16 protein-coding genes are annotated in these 18,684 nt (G+C 39.6%); 8 read left to right on the top strand and 8 right to left on the bottom strand.

The window, feature by feature from the left end; translation table 11 throughout:
- Positions 1-164: 164 nt before the first annotated feature.
- The gene (gene dnaK / locus PASHI_RS09995; protein WP_055021216.1) at positions 165-2,087 is read right to left on the bottom strand and encodes a molecular chaperone DnaK; all 1,923 of its coding nucleotides are present in this window, start codon (positions 2,085-2,087) and stop codon (positions 165-167) included.
- A 239-nt stretch (positions 2,088-2,326) separates the two neighbouring features.
- Between dnaK and PASHI_RS10000 the strand changes: the two genes are divergently transcribed.
- Positions 2,327-3,127, top strand: a complete 801-nt coding sequence (locus tag PASHI_RS10000) for a thioesterase family protein (RefSeq protein WP_062565481.1) — start codon at positions 2,327-2,329, stop codon at positions 3,125-3,127.
- Here the strand turns inward: PASHI_RS10000 and PASHI_RS10005 are convergent.
- A complete protein-coding gene (locus PASHI_RS10005; protein ID WP_240701529.1) occupies positions 3,116-3,892 on the bottom strand; it encodes a substrate-binding periplasmic protein in 777 nt (258 codons plus the stop codon). The genes PASHI_RS10000 and PASHI_RS10005 overlap by 12 nt on opposite strands.
- A 140-nt stretch (positions 3,893-4,032) precedes the next feature.
- Here PASHI_RS10005 and PASHI_RS10010 point away from each other — a divergent pair, with 140 nt between their 5' ends.
- From PASHI_RS10010 to PASHI_RS10020, 3 genes are read left to right on the top strand one after another with little or no spacing between them, the layout of a single operon-like run.
- Positions 4,033-5,271 carry a PqiA/YebS family transporter subunit gene (locus PASHI_RS10010; protein WP_062565482.1) on the top strand — a complete coding sequence of 413 codons (1,239 nt, stop codon included), beginning with the start codon at positions 4,033-4,035 and terminating at the stop codon, positions 5,269-5,271.
- Entirely contained in the window at positions 5,268-6,923 is a 1,656-nt protein-coding gene (gene pqiB, locus PASHI_RS10015; RefSeq protein ID WP_062565483.1) for an intermembrane transport protein PqiB, read from the top strand. The genes PASHI_RS10010 and pqiB overlap by 4 nt, the downstream gene beginning before the upstream one ends.
- A complete protein-coding gene (locus PASHI_RS10020) occupies positions 6,923-7,534 on the top strand; it encodes a PqiC family protein (RefSeq protein ID WP_062565484.1) in 612 nt (203 codons plus the stop codon). The genes pqiB and PASHI_RS10020 overlap by 1 nt, the downstream gene beginning before the upstream one ends.
- Here the strand turns inward: PASHI_RS10020 and PASHI_RS10025 are convergent.
- Entirely contained in the window at positions 7,517-8,008 is a 492-nt protein-coding gene (locus PASHI_RS10025) for a GNAT family N-acetyltransferase (protein WP_062565485.1), read from the bottom strand. The genes PASHI_RS10020 and PASHI_RS10025 overlap by 18 nt on opposite strands.
- A gap of 3 nt (positions 8,009-8,011) precedes the next feature.
- Positions 8,012-8,416, bottom strand: coding sequence for an NUDIX hydrolase (locus PASHI_RS10030; protein WP_062565486.1), 405 nt, complete (start codon positions 8,414-8,416; stop codon positions 8,012-8,014).
- A 285-nt stretch (positions 8,417-8,701) separates the two neighbouring features.
- Between PASHI_RS10030 and PASHI_RS10035 the strand changes: the two genes are divergently transcribed.
- Complete coding sequence (locus PASHI_RS10035) at positions 8,702-10,084, top strand: Na+/H+ antiporter NhaC family protein (RefSeq protein WP_062565487.1); 1,383 nt, start codon at positions 8,702-8,704, stop codon at positions 10,082-10,084.
- Positions 10,085-10,133: 49 nt separating this feature from the next.
- Here the strand turns inward: PASHI_RS10035 and PASHI_RS10040 are convergent, their stop codons facing one another.
- Positions 10,134-13,019, bottom strand: a complete 2,886-nt coding sequence (locus PASHI_RS10040; RefSeq protein WP_062565488.1) for an insulinase family protein — start codon at positions 13,017-13,019, stop codon at positions 10,134-10,136.
- A 166-nt stretch (positions 13,020-13,185) separates the two neighbouring features.
- Here PASHI_RS10040 and PASHI_RS10045 point away from each other — a divergent pair, with 166 nt between their 5' ends.
- Positions 13,186-13,599 carry an MAPEG family protein gene (locus PASHI_RS10045; protein ID WP_062565489.1) on the top strand — a complete coding sequence of 138 codons (414 nt, stop codon included), beginning with the start codon at positions 13,186-13,188 and terminating at the stop codon, positions 13,597-13,599.
- 123 nt (positions 13,600-13,722) lie between these two features.
- Here PASHI_RS10045 and PASHI_RS10050 read toward each other — a convergent pair whose 3' ends face one another.
- On the bottom strand, positions 13,723-14,460 hold the full coding sequence (locus tag PASHI_RS10050) for a peptidylprolyl isomerase (RefSeq protein WP_062565490.1): 738 nt from the start codon (positions 14,458-14,460) through the stop codon (positions 13,723-13,725).
- A 247-nt stretch (positions 14,461-14,707) separates the two neighbouring features.
- On the opposite strand from PASHI_RS10050, the gene PASHI_RS10055 reads away from it, so the two are divergent.
- On the top strand, positions 14,708-14,905 hold the full coding sequence (locus tag PASHI_RS10055) for a hypothetical protein (protein WP_054563072.1): 198 nt from the start codon (positions 14,708-14,710) through the stop codon (positions 14,903-14,905).
- Positions 14,906-14,980: 75 nt separating this feature from the next.
- Positions 14,981-16,588, top strand: coding sequence for a bifunctional UDP-sugar hydrolase/5'-nucleotidase UshA (gene ushA / locus PASHI_RS10060; RefSeq protein WP_062565491.1), 1,608 nt, complete (start codon positions 14,981-14,983; stop codon positions 16,586-16,588).
- A 57-nt stretch (positions 16,589-16,645) separates the two neighbouring features.
- Here the strand turns inward: ushA and PASHI_RS10065 are convergent, their stop codons facing one another.
- Both PASHI_RS10065 and PASHI_RS10070 read right to left on the bottom strand, forming a co-directional pair.
- Entirely contained in the window at positions 16,646-17,593 is a 948-nt protein-coding gene (locus tag PASHI_RS10065) for a hypothetical protein (protein ID WP_062565492.1), read from the bottom strand.
- Positions 17,580-18,482: a type 2 periplasmic-binding domain-containing protein gene (locus tag PASHI_RS10070; protein WP_054563069.1), complete on the bottom strand. Its 903-nt coding sequence runs from the start codon at positions 18,480-18,482 to the stop codon at positions 17,580-17,582. Before PASHI_RS10070 ends, PASHI_RS10065 begins: the two co-directional genes overlap by 14 nt.
- Positions 18,483-18,684: the final 202 nt, after the last annotated feature.

Here is an 18,684-nt window from a genome sequence, read left to right on the forward strand (position 1 = left end):
TGGTCATAACCATTTAAGAGGATTAGCAACTTATCAATTTACCGTTTATATACATGCAAAAGGCGCGTCAAGCGAAATCGCTGGCGCGCCTCAATCATTTCATCCTAACTTAATTGGCTAAACAAAGCAGCCATTATTACGTTAGGCAGAAGCGAAACAAGCAATTACTTGTCGTCTTTCACTTCTTCGAACTCTGCATCAACAACATCGTCGTCTTGTTTTGCAGAAGATTGCTCAGCACCTGCATCCGCACCGCCTTGTTGCTGCTGTGCTTTAGCTTGTGCAATTTCCATTAGCTTTTGCGACTTCTCAGCAAGAGCTTGAGTTTTCGCTTCAATCTCTTCTTTGTTGTCACCTTTAATCGCCGCTTCTAGCTCTGTAAGCGCAGCTTCGATTGCTTCTTTATCTTCTGCAGGTAATGCATCACCCGCTTCTTCGATTTGCTTACGTGTACCGTGAACCATTGCATCAGCTTGGTTACGAGTTGCTACTAGCTCTTCGAATTTCTTATCTTCTTCAGCGTGCGCTTCAGCATCACGAACCATTTTTTCTACTTCATCGTCGCTTAGACCTGAAGAAGCTTGGATTGTGATCTTCTGCTCTTTACCTGTATCTTTATCTTTAGCAGATACATGTAAGATACCGTCCGCATCTACGTCGAATGTTACTTCGATTTGTGGAGTACCACGTTGTGCTGGACGAATGCCTTCTAGGTTAAATTGACCTAGTGACTTGTTATCGCTTGCACGCTTACGCTCACCTTGTAGTACGTGAATCGTTACCGCTGATTGGTTGTCTTCAGCTGTTGAGAAAACTTGTGATTTCTTAGTAGGAATCGTCGTGTTTTTCTCGATTAGAGCTGTCATTACTTGACCCATAGTCTCGATACCTAGTGATAACGGAGATACGTCAAGTAGTAGTACGTCTTTAACGTCACCAGCTAGTACACCACCTTGAATCGCTGCACCTACTGCAACTGCTTCATCTGGGTTAACATCTTTACGTGGCTCTTTACCAAAGAACTCAGCAACTGTTTTTTGTACTAAAGGCATACGTGTTTGACCACCAACAAGGATGATGTCATTTACGTCGCTTACTGATAAATCAGCATCAGCTAGTGCACGCTTAAGTGGCTCGATTGACTTAGTTACTAAGTCTTCAACAAGTGACTCAAGTTTTGCACGAGTAACTTTAACGTTCATGTGCTTAGGACCAGTTGCGTCGGCAGTCACGTACGGTAAGTTAACTTCTGTTTGCTGTGCAGAAGAAAGTTCAATCTTCGCTTTTTCAGCAGCTTCTTTAACACGTTGCATTGCAAGTGGATCAGTTTTAAGGTCGATACCTTGATCTTTCTTAAACTCTTCAACTAAGTAGTTGATAACACGGTTATCGAAGTCTTCACCACCTAAGTGAGTGTCACCGTTAGTTGCTAGAACTTCAAACGTGTGCTCGCCTTCAACTTCGTCGATTTCGATGATAGAGATATCAAAAGTACCACCACCTAAGTCATATACAGCAACAACGTTTTCACCTTTGTTTTTGTCCATGCCGTATGCAAGTGCAGCGGCAGTTGGCTCATTGATGATACGTTTAACTTCAAGACCAGCAATACGACCAGCATCTTTAGTAGCTTGACGTTGTGAGTCATTGAAGTATGCAGGTACTGTGATTACTGCTTCAGTAACCGCTTCACCTAGGAAGTCTTCTGCTGTTTTCTTCATTTTTTTCAGCACTTCTGCTGAAATTTGTGGTGCAGCACGTTTCTCGCCACGTGCTTCAACCCATGCATCACCGTTATCAGCTTTTACAATTTTAAAAGGCATGATACCGATATCGCGTTGTACTTCTTCGTCTTCAAAACGACGACCAATTAGACGCTTGATTGCAAATAATGTGTTAGTTGGGTTAGTTACTGCTTGGCGTTTTGCAGGTTGACCAACTAATGTTTCACCGTCTTGCGTATATGCAATGATCGATGGTGTTGTGCGATCGCCTTCCGCGTTTTCGATAACGCGTGCTTTATCACCGTCTAGTACTGCTACACAAGAGTTAGTAGTACCTAAATCGATTCCAATAATTCTACCCATGAATCTTCTCCAACTTCAAAATTCGTTAAAACGTTCGATGACTAGTAAATAGGGGTGCAGGAAACTGAATTCAACTGTAAAAATGAAAAAAATTTACTTTTTTTTGAAATATTTTCGAAATGGGCGTTTTTTCCACAAAAAGCGCTGTTTTCTCAACCTGCTTGCAGGATAAACAAACTGGTCTGATGACTTTAGCTATGCTATAACAAACACCATAACAATAAATGTTAAGGAAAATTATGCATTTTGAACAATTACTCGCCATGGCAGCTGAACTAGGCAAAGACAAAACAAAAGTGATGCAGTTTCCAGAAAACTGGTGCCAAGGCCGCACAGCGTTTGGTGGATTATCTGCAGCTTTATTATATCAAGCTATACGTCAGCATATCGATAGCTCTCGCCGCTTACTATCTTTAAGCACTAACTTTGTTGGCCCGTTAATCGCTGACAATGATTTTTCAATCGACGTTGAAGTCTTACGTGAAGGCAAAAACAGTGCGCAGGTACTCGCTAAAGTGATTCAAAATGGCGATGTTTGTGTGATTACACAAGCCTGTTTTGGGGCTGAGCGTCAGTCCGATGTTCGTGTAGATGTCACTAAGACCATGCAGCTAAAACCTGTTGATGAGCGTTTCACTCTACCTTATAAAGAAGGCGTGATGCCGGCATTTTTCCGACATGTGGCACTGTGTTTACAAGACGGCAATATGCCATTCTCTGGAGCAGACACCTCACATTTAGGTGGTTGGATGAAATTCAAACATGTACCAGAGCAAATGACTGAAGCCCATATCATCGCTCTAACAGATGCATGGCCACCAACCTTATTACAAATGTATAAGCAACCTGCACCTGCAAGTAGTATGTCGTGGTACATAGAATTTGTTGAAGAACCTTCAATTGCCCATGATGCTTGGATTGGCTACGAAGCAGTAACACATCATAGTAAGGATGGCTATGGGCTAGAAGATGGCTGCATTTGGAGTGAAGACGGCAAGCTAATTGCGCTAAGCCGCCAAACCGTCGCGTTATTCGCGTAACTCAGGCTCTGAAAGTTGCGCATACTCAGTACCATCAAGGCGAATAATTGCTTGGTACTGGCCTGACTCAATAATCTCACCAAGACCCAAATTAAAGGTGTTTTTTAACGTTTTACTGTAAAAAAACGCAGGTCTTGGTGCTTCTTTAAAGATTGCATGCACAATAAAAGGTTTTACCTCAGCGCTTTGTTTATATTTTTCTAAATAATATAAAAACACCCGTCGCTCTAAAATAATTACATCGACCCAGCCTTTCATAAGGTGATCAACTTGTGCTTCTTGGTTAACTACTTCTTCGTAAGAACGCAAAATATTGGTAACCGATTTAAAAGGTGCTTCAATGAAATTCGTCGCATTTTGAAAGGCAAGCACGCTTTTACCTGCTAAATCGTAAATACTATTAATTTTCAGCTCTTTATTGGCAAGGCTAACCGCCACATTTTGGTAGCTCAGTAGCTCGTCACTTTTATAAACATGCGGCGTGAGTACGGGTGGAAAATTTAATGCAATATCTACTTTGCCCTGCATAAGCTGCTGCTCAGCACGCTTATTAGACATGTAATGGATATCGATATTAGAAATGCCTTGCGATTTAAAAGCAGCTTTCAATATTTCGAGTTGAATACCGCTGTTAGTGTCTTGAATGACGTAAGGAGGCAAAGAGGCGCTTGCAGCAACAACTATAGGCTTTTGCGTATTTGGCTCAGATAAACACTCACCTTTAACACTAACAAACAACATTAAAAGGATAAATAATTGCTTCACTGATCACCTTAAAGAATTAAATGTATTAAAAAGCGTAATCGCTTTGTACAAATATTAGCTTATATTAAACAAAGGTGCATTTGAATTTATACACTATTTGATGCAAACTTAACTAAGTTCTTGTTTAAGAGACCCTAAGTTTGCAAACAGCCTGTCCTAGCTGCGATCTTGTCATTGAGATCCCACACTTAAGTGCAAAACAAGTGGCAATATGCCCTCATTGCAATACAAAGCTTTCGGCATCGCAAGCTAACCAAGATAGTATGGTGGTCGCACTAAGCTTAAGTGCTATTGTTATGCTACTGAGTAGTATGTTTTACCCATTTCTGTCTTTTACCAGTAGTGGTATTACCCAAACAATCACCTTACCCGATGCCGCACGTATTCTCTTTAATTACGACAACGACTTTTTAGGTTTGTTCATCGACACCAGTATTATTGGTCTGCCACTACTTTTATTAGTACTCATAATTCCTCTGCATTTAGGCTTACTAAAAGCGCTGCCGTATCAATGGGGAAAAAGACTGTTAAAAACCACCTTTGCGTTAGAGCCTTGGATCATGTCTGAGATTTTCTTAATTGGTGTGATGGTCAGTATGGTTAAAATTATGTCGATGGCCGATATTGAATTTGGTGTAAGCTTTTGGGCCTATAGCGCTTTTGTTATCTGTTATGTGGCAGCCACAGCAAAATTAAATAAGCACACCTTATGGCAACAATTAAAAGAACCAGAATATATAGAGCAAACACAGCCAAATACGCGTGCTATTGATCAAGGATTAAGAGCATGTCATGTTTGTGGACAACTGTGTGCGACCGAAACCTGTTCACGCTGCGACTCTAAAACTTACAGTCGTAATCCTTTTAGTGTGCAAAAAGCCGCTGCGTGGTTATTAACCTCAGTGGCCTGTTATATTCCAGCCAATGTCTATCCTATTATGTACACCACAAGCCTTGGCGATGAAACTCCATCGACCATTATTGGTGGGGTAATGATTTTATGGAATAGTGGCTCGTACCCTATCGCAATGATCATCTTTTTAGCGAGTGTGGTTGTTCCCCTTGCCAAAGCGCTAATATTAAGTTTTTTATGCTTTATGGTGATGAAGCCAGCAAACAGACAAACTAAAAGCTATACACGTATCTACCAATTGACTGAATTTATTGGTAAATGGTCAATGATCGATGTATTTGTTGTGGCGATTCTAGTAGCCTTAGTACAACTAGGAAACTTAATGTCAGTAACACCTGGCATTGGCACAATATTTTTTACAACCATGGTTATTTGCCAAATGTTGGCAGCCCATGCGTTTGATCCACGTTTATTGTGGGATAACCCAGATAACTTAAGTACTGCGAAACAAGAGACCTTGGCATGAGCGAAACTGCTAAAATAAAAACAGCGCCAAATATATCGGCCATCTGGATCATTCCAGTTATTGCCTTATTAATTGGCGCATGGATGTTGTACCAGTATCAAGCAAATAAAGGCACCACCATCTTCATCAAAATGCCTCATGCAGAAGGTATTGTGGCTGGTAAAACAGAAATAAAAGTACGTAGCGTGAAGATTGGCCAAATCGACCATGTTCGTTTATCAGATAAACAAAATAGCGTTATCGCACGGGCGCAAATCGATAAACATTACGACGATTTACTCACAGATGATGCTAAAATTTGGGTTGTAAAACCACGGATTGACGATACCGGCATAAGCGGCATGAGTACCCTACTCTCTGGTGTGTATTTAGAATTTGCACCGGGTGAAAGTAAAAAGCTGGCCGAAAGATTTGAGCTACAAGATGAACCGGCTCTAATTGGTAAAGATGTAAAAGGTGGGCGCTTCACCCTATTAAGTTATAACGCAGAAGTGCTTGATGTGAGTACCGGTATTTACTTTAAAGATTACAAAATTGGCCAAATAGAAACCGCCACCTTTGATTGGAAGAATCAAGCGATGAAATATGGCATTTTTATCAATGAGCCATATCAAAACTTGATCACCTTAAACTCTATTTTCTGGGTAAACTCAGGCATCGAAATAGACCTCTCTGCAGATGGTATTAATGTTAATACAGGCTCGTTAAGTAAATTGCTCAAAGGCGGTATTTCTGTTGGTATTCCTGAGCAACAAGCGCCCGGTGAAGTTGCCAGTAACGGCCATAGTTTTTCTTTAAGTAATAGCTACAAAGCCGCCTTAGAAGAACGCTTTTATGATTTTGACTACTACTTAATCGACTTTGAGCAATCAATTCGCGGCTTACGCGCTGGCGCTCCTGTAGAATACCGAGGTATGCGTATCGGTAGTGTAGTTGAAGCACCTGCAAGTGTCATAATAGATGGTAAGCCCGCACACTTTAGAACTGATAACACCGCAGTACCTGCCCTGATAAAGATTGAGTATGGGCGCCTCTACCACGACAGTACAGCAGCACGCGAGTTTTGGCATTCGAGTTTAAATGGCTGGATCAAAAATGGTCTTCGAGCATCTTTAAAGCCGGGTAACTTACTCACTGGCGCCGTGTACGTTGACTTAGATATTTACGATAATGCAGAGCCTGCCGAATTAAAGACAATAGCCGAGTACACTGTATTCCCGAGTGTATCAAGCGGTATTACAGTCATAGCAGACCAAGTCTCTGATGTATTAAATAAAGTAAATAACCTTAAAATTGAAGATAGCTTGGCACAAATGCAGACCACCTTTGCCGAGTATCAAGCGCTTGCTCATGACATGAGAGAGCTACTAAATAAGCAAGATACGCAAGACTTACCGGGTGATATTAATCGCAACTTTGCAGAAATGACTAAGAGCATGCAACAGTTCGATAAAACCATGAAACAATTCGAAAAAACTATGGCAAGTTATGAGCAAGGTTCAACATTCCACCAGCAGTTGCAAACAACTTTATCTGAATTTAAACGTTTAAGTGAAGAGCTACAGCCACTCACACGAGGTTTAAACCAGCAACCTAATATGTTGATCTTTGATAAAGAGCTACCAGCAGACCCAACGCCGAGGAAACAATAATGAACTATAAACTCTGTGCTTCAGTGGCATCAGTGCTGTTACTTTCGGCCTGCAGTCAGACTTCGTTCTCAACCATTGAGTATTATCAATTTTCGCAGCCAATTGTAGCAATGCAGCGCTTAGCTGAGAATACGCAAGCTCAGCTCAGAATTAACACCGTACAGTTACGTGGTGCGCTGAATAATCGCGGCATTGCTATGGTTCTCGACAACAACCGTGTCAATGCTGCTAACTACCATTTATGGAGCGAATCACCTGATTTAATGTTAACCGCCAGTGCCCATCAACAGCTTTATACTGAACTTGATAATTGGATGGTAATAAAAGGTTTACCGGTGATAACCGATTTAGATCAGCAAAGTTTCTATGAATTAGAATATGAGCTACATCACTTCAACGGCGATGAACAAGGCAATGCCAACATTGCCGGGCTTTGGCGTTTGTACTATACAAACCCTGAGTCGGGCCGAAAGTTAAAAGCAGTCAATTACTTCAATGAGCTTACGCCATTACAAGACAGTGATTACGAAGGGCTTGTTGCAACACTTGAGTCAACCTGGCTAAAGGTCAACAAACAGGTTGCAAACGAGGTATCAAAGCTTGCTCTTTAATAAGAGTTTTAAAGGCTGATTGTCATCATTAATGATGACATCGCCTAGAAACTCAAAACCGAGTTTCTGTAACACCTTCTGTGAACCAATATTTGTTTGCGAGGTTATTGCAGCAAGCACACCAAGCTCTAATACGTGTTTTTTTGCCATCAATAACCGAGCAGCAGCTGTAATGATACCCTTACCTTCATATTTAGCTAACAAGGCAAATCCTAAATCGGGGATAGCTAACGCATCGCGCTGAAAGAGCCCCACCATTCCAACTGGTGTATCATCAGCTAAACAAACAATATAACTGCCAAAGCCCAATTGCTGGTGGCTATTTATAAAGGTTTGTTGAATATAATGCTCAGCTTGTACGGGCGTATTAATGTTTTTATTACCAATGTGCTCTAAAAATGTTGCTTGGTTTAAAAGCTCAACGATAAAAGTCGCATCATCAGGCTGCCCGGCACGTAAATATATATCTAACATTTATTAAAACACCTTACTAACGACATCATTGGTAAAATTAAGGCAATCAAGAACACGCTCTTTTTGTACTTTAGATAACTCGTCAATATCGAAATAGCCGAACTCTGTGTGCTCATCGCTCAACATTATCTCTGCGTCCTCAGCTATATAAGCACGGAAAATAAACGCATGAGAGTTAAACGCTGTATGATAATAAACACCACTTAAATAAGCTATTTCTACGTCACAATTAAGTTCTTCTTGGCATTCGCGAAGTAACGCTTGATGAATGGTTTCACCTTTATCTAAAGCGCCGCCAGGTAACCCCCAACTTTTTTGACCGTAATCAGCTTTTAGTAATAACACCTGACCTTGGTTGTTGGTGATAACCGCATGGCTACTGAGTCTGTAAGTATCTGAAAATGCCATAATCCCTTTGCTCAATTAATAAAAAGTGACGTTATTGATGAGTGTAAAATAATTATCATCGCAATAAAAATTGTTATTGACTAAATTAATATTCAGGATTATTTTTCTTGCGATGTTTTGGGCAAAACAAAAGCAGTATACCCTCTATACTGTCTGGCGCCAGCCAACGCAGGCACTTTCCCTAATGGGTCCATAAAAGTGTGTTCGCGTAAAGCAGTTACTTGAGTCTATAGACTTTTGATTTCTGTAAGCAATCTCGCATTGCTTAACTGTGTGAAAAATATAATGCAAGAACCTTCTGCGTTAAGTTTACTGCCGCCAGTATTGGTGGTGGTTTTGGCCGTATTTTTACGCCGCCCTATTTTATCTTTACTAATTGGTGCTTTGTTTGGTTTAGCCATGCTAGGTCCAACCGCTGTGTTAGCCAATTTTGCTGATATTTCATTAAAAGTAATGCAAGACGAAACCATTGCCTGGCTAATTTTAGTCTGTGGTGGATTTGGTGCATTAATCGCTTTATTAGTAAGAACCGGGGGGGCAAGTGCCTTCGCCGAATTAGCGTTAAAGTTTGCCAAAGGCCAGCGCTCATCGTTAGTGATGACCTTTGTGCTAGGTGTGATTATTTTTATTGATGATTACTTAAATGCGTTAACCGTCGGTGAAACCATGAAACGTATCACCGATAAGTTTAAAATTAGCCGTGAAATGCTCGCTTATGTTGTTGACTCAACCGCTGCGCCTATCTGTGTGCTTGTACCACTCTCAACATGGGCCGTTTTTTTTGGTGGCTTGTTAGTTGACAATAATGTTGCACCAGAAGGCCAAGGTATTGCCGTCTACATTCAAGCAATCCCTTATATGTTATACGCTTGGTTTGCAGTAATTGTGGTATTACTGGTTAGCTTAAATGTGATCCCTGCTTTTGGTCCGATGAAAAAAGCACAACTACGTGCCATGAATAATCAAATCGAGATCTCGAATAGCCAATACACAGATATTCAAACAGCAGATGAATACGCAGTGAAAGCAGCGGAAGAAAACTTTGAAACAGCAGCATCAAACGGCAAACTCTATAACTTTTTAGTGCCGATAGTTTTACTTGTTGCGTTTACTGTTTACTTTGACATTGACGTATATAAAGGGTTGCTTGCAACCTTTGCCGTTGTTTTACCTTTTTACATGTTACAAAAGTTAATGACATTGTCAGAACTCGTTGAGCGTATGCTCGATGGTTTTAAAAGTATGATCCCCGCTATTGGGACTGTGGTTGCTGCATTTATATTTAAAGATGTGTGTGACCAATTAATGCTTCCGCAATATGTCATTAATACATTAAGCCCTTATATGACAGCACAGTACTTACCTGCCGTGGTGTTTTTAGCAATGGCAGTCCTTGCTTTTGCAACGGGTTCAAGCTGGGGTATTTTCGCGGTAACGATTCCTATTGTAATGCCACTGGCTTACGCTATAGATGCCAACATTCCTTTAGTGATTGGTGCTTTGTTGTCAGCGTCATCGTTTGGTAGTCAAGCCTGTTTTTATTCTGACTCCACGGTACTTGCTGCACAAGGCTCAGGGTGTGATTTAGTCAGCCATGCTATCACACAACTGCCTTATACCTTACTTGCAGCAAGCGCTGCATTTATAGGGTTTTTACTTATCGCATAAATCAAAAAGCCCAAGCAATTGCTTGGGCTTTTGTTTATCAACTATTAGGTTACTTTTGGAATTTGATCCCTTTGTAATAACTCTCTAAGTTTTCAACTTTTGTTTGGTCTTTCAGATCAGCAAATGGCTTATCTGCAAACTTACTACCACGCATTTGAATATTTAAACGTGCAGCTTCACTATTGAACATCGTTTTCTTGTAGTAATCTTTCAGATCAGCCAATGTCACTTTTTCAACTTCAGCGATAAGCTTTTCTTTAGAGTCAAAGTTGAAGTTTTCACGGTACCAATCAGAAATAAGCGGTGACATTTCATCACTTAAATTCTTAGGTTGCTCTTTTAAAGACACAAGCGTTGCATTTTTAAGTTGTGCAAATGTTTCTTTTGTCATGTTATCAAGCTCAACAGCGTATTGCTTTTTGAACTCATCAAAACGCGCTTGCATTTCTTTAGGGCCTTTAACCGGTGTTTGAATATAAAGGCCCAAAGCAGAGTAGTCTTCGATAGGACGTGCAAGCGCACCAACCGCATAAGCTAACTGCTCTTCTGTACGTAACTTATCAAACGCAACGGTTCTAAAGTGGCTTTGTAAAATTTGTGCCTGTGCTTTTTGCTTATAACCTGGGGTTGGGTGAACAACCATATCAATAATTGCTACATCAGCTACATCAATATCTTTTTGCAGTACAATACGTTCACCAGGCTGAGGTAACCAGGCTTTGCTTCTGGCAAACTCAGTCGCTTCATGACCTTTAGGTAGTATAGCGGTTAGCTTACTCGCAATAGATTCAACATCGTTTTGGTTATAGTTACCAAACGTGAATACGCGTAGATCATTGGCTGCAAGTGTTGATTGTTTAATAGCCGAAAAATCGGCAAGGGTTAGTGCATCTGCCGCGGCAATCAAGGTTTCGGTGTCAAATTTACCACTACGAGTAAGCTTAGAGTACTCACCGAATGCTTGATAGAACGGGAACTGTTTTTGCTGATTGAGTAAATCACGCTTAAAACGATCGATTGCTTGGGCAAAACCTTCTTCAGACACATCTAGCGTTAGATTTTCAAGCGCCTGAGCTAAAAGTACGTCTTGTTTATCAGTAAAACCACTTAGTGATAACACAAGGCCGTTACTTGGTTGTAGCCCTAAGCTCATACCTGCAACGGCTGCTTCTGTGCTTAGTTTGCTTTGTTGTAAGTTATAAAGATCAGCCCACACTGCATAAAGAACTTGTGATTTAACATTCACAAGGGCATCAGGTGTATTAATATAAACTTCAACAAGACCTTTTGGTTGCTCAGCAAATTGCTGACTTGCTTGGCGCCAAACTTTTACACCCTGCTTATCAAATACCAGTTCAGGATGCGCTTGTTGTTTAAACTCCGCCGTTTTAATTGCAAAGCTTTCTGGTAATAAGCGGTTTACTGTTGGTAATGCTAAAGCGTATTCGCTCGGTTTGCTCCAGCTTGCAACTTCTGCTTCGCTGATATCTTCAATGCGGTATTTACCATCGTAAAAATGCAGCTGTGAATCTGTTTCTTCTTGCTTTGAAATATACCAAATACGTAGCGTATCTTCGTTTAATTGTGAAAGCACATTTTGCACCGCATCTGCATCAAACTTTGCATAATAATAAGGTGCGTTAATTGCGTTGTTCACAGGGAATTTTTGCATGCTATCAGTTAAGTTACTGACATAACCAAACTCATCACCTTTTTCGAGGAATTGAAATTCATTGTTTAATGATGTACGAATTTCATTAAAGTATTTGCTATCAACACCCTGCTCTTTAATAAGCGCAATGTACTGCATAACCATAGCGACAATTTCTTCGCGGTTTTGCATGCCAGCATCAGTCAATTCAATATTAACCGTTAAGCTGCCGTAGTTACCATATTGTGTTGGAGCATCAGAAGCAGATAAACGTGACACCCAGCCTTTATCACGCAAGATTTGCGCAGGACTACCTTGCATTTCGTTACTTAAAAGGTATGAAACAAAACGATTTGGTTTAACCGCAAACTGTGAACTGTTATCAGCAATTGTGAACTCTAACTGTAGTTGTTTTACATCTTCATTTGGTGAGTAGTAAACACGCTTTCCGCCAGCAACAGAAAAGTCTAACTTATCAGTCACCGTTGGTTTTTCGATTTTTTTATTTTCAATATCAGCAAAATACTGTTTAGCTTTTGCTTCCATTTCAGCAAGTGGACGATTTGAGATCATCGCCACTTTCATAATGTTCGATGAATAATATTTGTTATAGAAAGCAACGGTTTCTTTATGCAGATTGCTGCCTTCTTTGTCCCCTAAAGTTTCTAGGTTACCAATTAAGAAACGGTTTGCAGGGTGTGAGCCCATCATTTGACGCGCTAGTTTAAATTGGCCAAAAAAGTCCATTTCACGACGCATTGACCACTCTGCGTTTACTGCATTTTTTTCTTTGTCTGTGTATTCAGGGTAAAGCTTTGGTGATTTAAAAAAGTCTGCAAAGCGGTCAAGTGCTTCGTCGTAGGCATCATTGTTCACTTTGAACATGTAGTTTGTGATATCTAACCAGGTGTAAGCGTTATGTGCGCCACCATTTTTGGTCATGAAATCACTGTAACCTTTAGTGTCTGGGTAGCGGTCTGTACCAAGGAACAGCATATGCTCTAGGTAGTGCGCCATGCCTTGTTGCGACATAGGATCGTGCAATAAACCAACGCCTACACTCAAAGCAGCAGCTGATTTTTCAGCACTAGGATCTGAAATTAAAATTACATCAATTTCGTTATCTAGTTTTAATGTTTTGTACTCACGGGTGTCGTTTGGGCTGATAACTAACGAGTCAGGAATAAGGTTAGTATTAGCTGCAGGAGGCGTTGTGGTAGAAGTAGAAGAACAACCAGCTAACACTGCAAAAGCGATTGCACTGAGTCCAATTATTTTTTTCATTATTTTGTATCCATTAGAAATTGAATAAATTTTTATTTATCATGTGTTTTCGAGCGCCGCAATTCAATGCTTTTTAGCTAAGTTACAGCAAAACTTTGTAACACATTGTGAAAATGCAATACTTACGGTTAAGATTAATAGCAATAACTATAACAAAGGATGAGCTATGGAAAAGTGGCTAATTGTAGCAATGTTCACTCAGGTCTTTCTGACTTTTTCAGTCATGTACATTATGGGTAAGCGTCGTTTTCGTGCGGCAAAACAAAAAACCATCGAGATGAAAGACTTCTTAACAATGGAGCTTGAAAAGGCTGGGGATAATGTTCGCGTAGCAGATCGGAACTTTATCAATCAATTCGAAATGCCTGTGCTGTTTTTTATTGCGTGTTTAACAGCTCTGCAAGTCAATGCTGTAGGTACTGTATTTGTTGCCCTTGCTTGGGTTTATGTTGCATTAAGAATTATTCATAGCGTAATACACTTAACTTCAAACACCTTGAAGGCGCGCTATTATAGTTTTGTTGTCAGTAGCTTTATAATGCTAGTAATGTGGGTGCTTATTTTAGTTAGAATCTTCTAATAATCATCAATACAAAGAAATAAGGCGCTTTTTAGCGCCTTATATATACCCAAGCCACCTCAAGATGCAGAATTCAGCGTTTCTCAGGAGCTTAATATCAAGGCGTTACTTTGTTGGTTGGAATTATTTACGACGACTAAAGCCTGCAAGAGCTAATAAAGATAGCATCCACGCAAGACTCCCGCCTGAGCTACCACCGCCATTGTCTGAAGAGTTATCTTCATCAATTAGCGTGTTCTCTTTTGGTGATAAAGAAGCAGACGAATTCGGATCATCATCAATCACTGTCACACTGTTAATGTAAAATAAGTTTTCACCACTGAAACCTGATGTTGTATCTGGGCACTGCTCTTCATTAAGATTTACTACTGGGATTTCTCCACAGTGAACTAAAGAGGTGATTTGTTCTAAAACATCCATACTCTGTACAGTTACTTCACCAAAAACAGTAAAGCCACCATTTTGTAAGTCGAGGTTAGCGCTGTTATCTTTTAAATTGAAAAACCACTGACTTGTCGCACTATTAGCATTACCACCAAGCTTGGCCATTGCAATGGTACCTTTAACATTCGACAGCTCTGGCTCATTGGTAATAGCGTCAGCAGTTTCTATCGCCTCAAAATCAGTATCAAATTTAAAACCACCACCTTGCAATACAAAGTTATCAACTGAGCGATGGATAACCGTACCGTCGTAGCTGCCATCTGCAACATAGTTTAAAAAGTTTTCAACGGTAACAGGTGTATGTTGATCATAAAGGTGAACAGTAATACTGCCCAGATCTGTCTGCATTTCAACAATAGTAGCATTGGCTGTAAAACAGCTAGCCAATAAAGCAGGTGCAAGTAGATGTTTTTTCATTGTTTATCTTTCCTGATAATTTTTATTATAAAACTGCAAGAAGCTTAAACAAAATAAACGGCCGCTTAAATAGCAAACAAAACAGTTACACAAAACGCGCCAAAGCAATTACATCTCAGTTACATTAATTTACACCATGTATTCATTATGGTTATAAAAAATTTAAAGAATAAATCAAAATCGTCTTATCAAATAGGCTCAGTTTGTTAGTATCAGCACGACAACAATGAACACACAGGAATGAACCATGGCGAATGAAGAGAACGCAATATGCGATTTTGGCTTACACCAAGGTGAGCCTTACAGTAAGTTACCCGCTAGTTTTTTAAATTGGATGGTCGGCAATAATCATCAAAAGTCTCATTACGCAGAACAAGAACTACAACGCAGACAACTTGCCGCAACAGGACAACTAAATACAGAAAATAGCGACAAAAGTTTATAAAAGACATTTAATTTAAACTTAAGTCGTTTAAACTAAGCGCATAATTAACCTACTGCTCTATTCAGGCAAACAATTATGCGCTTTTTTTTACTAACATCGCTACTGGTTACCCTAACCGCATGTAGCTCCTCTTCTAATAATACTGATTCAGCCCAATATTTAACTCTGCTTCATACTAATGATAACCATGGTCGTTTTTGGCATAACGAACAAGGTGAATATGGCATGGCTGCTCGTAAGACTTTAATTGATCAACTAAAAGCCGAAGCCAAAGCACAAGGTCATGCTGTTTTACTGCTTTCTGGTGGCGATATCAATACGGGTATTCCAGAGTCTGACTTACAACACGCGGAACCAGATTTTAAAGGTATGTCGTTAATTGGTTATGATGCCATGGCAATTGGTAACCATGAGTTTGATAATCCACTGGCAGTACTTGATCAACAACAAAAATGGTCAAACTTCCCTTTTTTATCAGCCAATATCATCGATAAAACAACTGGTGAAACTCGTTACCAAGGCTATAAAATCTTTGAAAAGAATGGGCTTAAAATTGCGGTAATCGGCTTAACTACCACAGATACCGCTAAAATCGGTAACCCGCAATATATCGGTGGCCTAGAATTTAAAGACCCTACAGACGTTACTGCAAAGTTAGCTCCAGAAATTGATAAACAGTACAACCCAGATATTACCATCGCTGTTACTCACATGGGTCACTATGTTGATGCTAACTTTGGTATTAATGCACCCGGTGATGTGACTATGGCGCGCAACTTACCAAAAGGGATGCTTGATATTATTGTTGGCGGTCATTCACAAGAGCCTGTGTGTATGAAAGAAGCCAATGTTGCTGACAAAAGCTTTATGCCAGGTAAAGAGTGTAAGCCTGACCAACAAAATGGTACTTGGATCATGCAAGCCCATGAGTGGGGTAAATATGTTGGTAAAGCTGAATTCAAATTAGAAAACGATGAATTAACTTTGCTCAATTACTCACTTATTCCTGTAAATCTTTATATCGATGATGAAAACGGCAATAAAAAGCTAGCGGCTGAGTACATTGAACCAAACAAAAACTTACAAGACATCCTTGCGGTTTATCAGCAAAAAGGCGCAGCACAAATTGCTGGTAAAATAGGTAACGTGGATGCAAAACTTGAAGGTGACCGCAATAAAGTACGCTATGAGCAAGTAAACTTAGCACGCGTTATTATTGCTGCACAAATGCAGTCTGTGGGTGCTGATTTTGGTTTGATAAGCGGTGGCGGTATTCGCGATAGCATTCAAGCAGGCGATGTAAGTTATAAAGATATTTTAAAAGTTCATCCTTTTAAAAACCGTATCACCTATATTGATATGACAGGCCAAGAACTATTTGACTACTTACAGGTTGTTACTTCTTTCCCTCCTGATTCAGGTGCCTACTTACAATATTATAAGCTAAGCTTTAAACGCGATAACGACACTTTATCTGATGTTAAAATTGCTGGTAAACCACTTGATATGGCTAAAACTTATCGTATGAGCATTAACAGCTATAATGCCTCTGGTGGTGATGGTTACCCTACTCTTACCAGTAAAAAAGGCTTTGTGAGTACAGATGATACAGATGCACAGGCATTAAAACGCTTCTTTGAGCAAAATAGTCCTGTTAAAGCGGCTGATTACGCCCCTAAATAAAGACTACTTAAATAGAAAAAGGGAAGTCAGTGACTTCCCTTTTACTTTTAAACTAGATTACTTCCCAATGACTTCAATATCGGCAATCTCAATCGCTTTCAATCCGTAATGATGTAATCGAGAACGGGAGCCTTCACCATGGGCCTTAGGTGGATAATAGGTTTCTTTTATCTCAGGCTGCTCTTGCCAAACTTCATCAAGTGCTGCCCGAATTTCACTTAATGTTTTTTCTAAACTATTGGTAAAGTTTGGGCGCTTACGTATTGTGTGACCAAGCTCTACTAACCGGTAAAAATACTTGTTCGCTAAAGTAAGTAATTCTTCTGGTACATCTTTATTTTGATTAAGCACTACATCAGGATGTTCTATACAAAACTCAACCAATGCAAGGTAAAAGCACAGCGGTTTATTAGCAAGCGCAACTGTTTTATCAACAGCACAGCTAGCAGCCAAGGTTTTATTTTGAAGATCGACTATCAATTTAGGCTTTTCTTCTGCCTGAACAGCAACTTCTGGTTCGTGTTTTGCAATTTGGATTTTAGTGCGTTCACTTATAAATAATAAATAAGTAAATGCAGCTGCAAATAAACACACCAAAATCAACACAGCGATATCATCTTTAGCAAATAAAGACGATGCCACAACAAAGCTAACCGTTAATGATTTTTGTGGTGCATGCAATTGCTTAGTGATTAAATCTGCACGAGCAGGATAATCAGAGATCCCCTCAATGGAGTAAACCATCACGCCTGAGTCAGCTAATTGTGCATTAAGACGCGCGATATAATTGAGTACCATATCTTTACTACCTGAATGCTTTAAAAAGTCATCAGGTAAATTTAAATGGTTTAAATCAAGAGCAATGCGGTTTTCAACTTTTGCTAGAGTCAGGGCATCATTAGTTGTTGTCTTATAAGCTTTTGCTGTAATAAAGCTGGCAAATAAAACCAGGCAACAGCTTATAAATACTCCGCCATAAGCAAGTTTTACTCTAATTGGCAGCATTGCTATCCCCTACTTTCATTGTTTGCTGAGTCGACTCACATTCCCAAAAAGACTCAACATGATTAAAGTAATGAGAATTTTGATTGTGTGCCAATTGGGTTAACTGCGCTTGAACAGCACATAAAAGGTCGGTGTTCTCATCTTGCATTTTTAAATACCAACGACTGCCACTTATATTGTCGCGTATAGGCGTAATGTAGTTTTTAGAAAAACGTTGCTGATCACTGTCTTGCCAATAAGAAGAAATTAAATCGACCTTACCACTTGCAAGCAGCTCTCTTAATTCAGTATGGGAACTTGCGTAAGTGATATTAAGGTTTTCTAGGTTGATATCTAATTTTTTAAATAATTGTTTAGGGAGAATGTGTCCAGAGCGGCTCGTTGGGTAATCAAGCAAACCAATACGTTTATCTAAAAAGTAGCTTTTTTCAATGCGAGGCTTTTCTTTACTAGAAATTAAATAAGCAGTGTAGTCAGGAAAGCCAACAACCGCTTGGTAGTTATAGGTTGACTCGGCCATAAAGGCATTAATCAAGTTTTCTTTAGCCAGAATCAAATCTGCAATCCCTTTACCTAAAAACTCAATTGTGTCAGAAGTTTTATAACCCCAATAAGAGGTGACCTTGCCGTATTGTTTACTAATGATGTCATCAGCGCACAAAGTTTTAGCAACATCCTCAGCCAACACTTTGCCAGATGAATACACCACCAGCTCGTTAAGGTTAACCTCTGATTTAGTATCACATTGAAAAGACGTTTCAATAAATGCATCTATATCAGATACAGCCGGTTTACCCTGCAAAATTCCGATATAAAAAAACAAAATAACTGCTAGAAACAAAAATGTAACAATCGACGATTTTTTTATTAGTATTGTTCTTAAATTCAATTTTAATAGCCAACAACGCTCCGTTGTCTCTATTTGAACAATTATTCTTACTTATTACAACAAGTAATTTTACCTGAATATTTTAAGTTATTGATAAATAACATATATGAACAAGAAATTATGAATCTTATTGAGTCCTTTCTATTTGCTTTTAAATTCAGGAAAATATGCATCAAGAAATCGTGCTTCAGGGCACATTCAT

Origin of the sequence: Pseudoalteromonas shioyasakiensis, assembly GCF_001550135.1 — a bacterium.
Taxonomy (GTDB): domain Bacteria; phylum Pseudomonadota; class Gammaproteobacteria; order Enterobacterales; family Alteromonadaceae; genus Pseudoalteromonas; species Pseudoalteromonas shioyasakiensis.

Coding starts and splice junctions, on each gene's coding strand:
- PASHI_RS10000 (WP_062565481.1), top strand. CDS start 2,327: ATGCATTTTGAACAATTACTCGCCATGGCAGCTGAACTAGGCAAAGAC.
- PASHI_RS10040 (WP_062565488.1), bottom strand. CDS start 13,019: ATGAAAAAAATAATTGGACTCAGTGCAATCGCTTTTGCAGTGTTAGCT.
- PASHI_RS10045 (WP_062565489.1), top strand. CDS start 13,186: ATGGAAAAGTGGCTAATTGTAGCAATGTTCACTCAGGTCTTTCTGACT.
- PASHI_RS10055 (WP_054563072.1), top strand. CDS start 14,708: ATGGCGAATGAAGAGAACGCAATATGCGATTTTGGCTTACACCAAGGT.
- PASHI_RS10050 (WP_062565490.1), bottom strand. CDS start 14,460: ATGAAAAAACATCTACTTGCACCTGCTTTATTGGCTAGCTGTTTTACA.
- PASHI_RS10020 (WP_062565484.1), top strand. CDS start 6,923: ATGAACTATAAACTCTGTGCTTCAGTGGCATCAGTGCTGTTACTTTCG.
- ushA (WP_062565491.1), top strand. CDS start 14,981: ATGCGCTTTTTTTTACTAACATCGCTACTGGTTACCCTAACCGCATGT.
- PASHI_RS10025 (WP_062565485.1), bottom strand. CDS start 8,008: ATGTTAGATATATATTTACGTGCCGGGCAGCCTGATGATGCGACTTTT.
- dnaK (WP_055021216.1), bottom strand. CDS start 2,087: ATGGGTAGAATTATTGGAATCGATTTAGGTACTACTAACTCTTGTGTA.
- PASHI_RS10065 (WP_062565492.1), bottom strand. CDS start 17,593: ATGCTGCCAATTAGAGTAAAACTTGCTTATGGCGGAGTATTTATAAGC.
- PASHI_RS10030 (WP_062565486.1), bottom strand. CDS start 8,416: ATGGCATTTTCAGATACTTACAGACTCAGTAGCCATGCGGTTATCACC.
- pqiB (WP_062565483.1), top strand. CDS start 5,268: ATGAGCGAAACTGCTAAAATAAAAACAGCGCCAAATATATCGGCCATC.
- PASHI_RS10035 (WP_062565487.1), top strand. CDS start 8,702: ATGCAAGAACCTTCTGCGTTAAGTTTACTGCCGCCAGTATTGGTGGTG.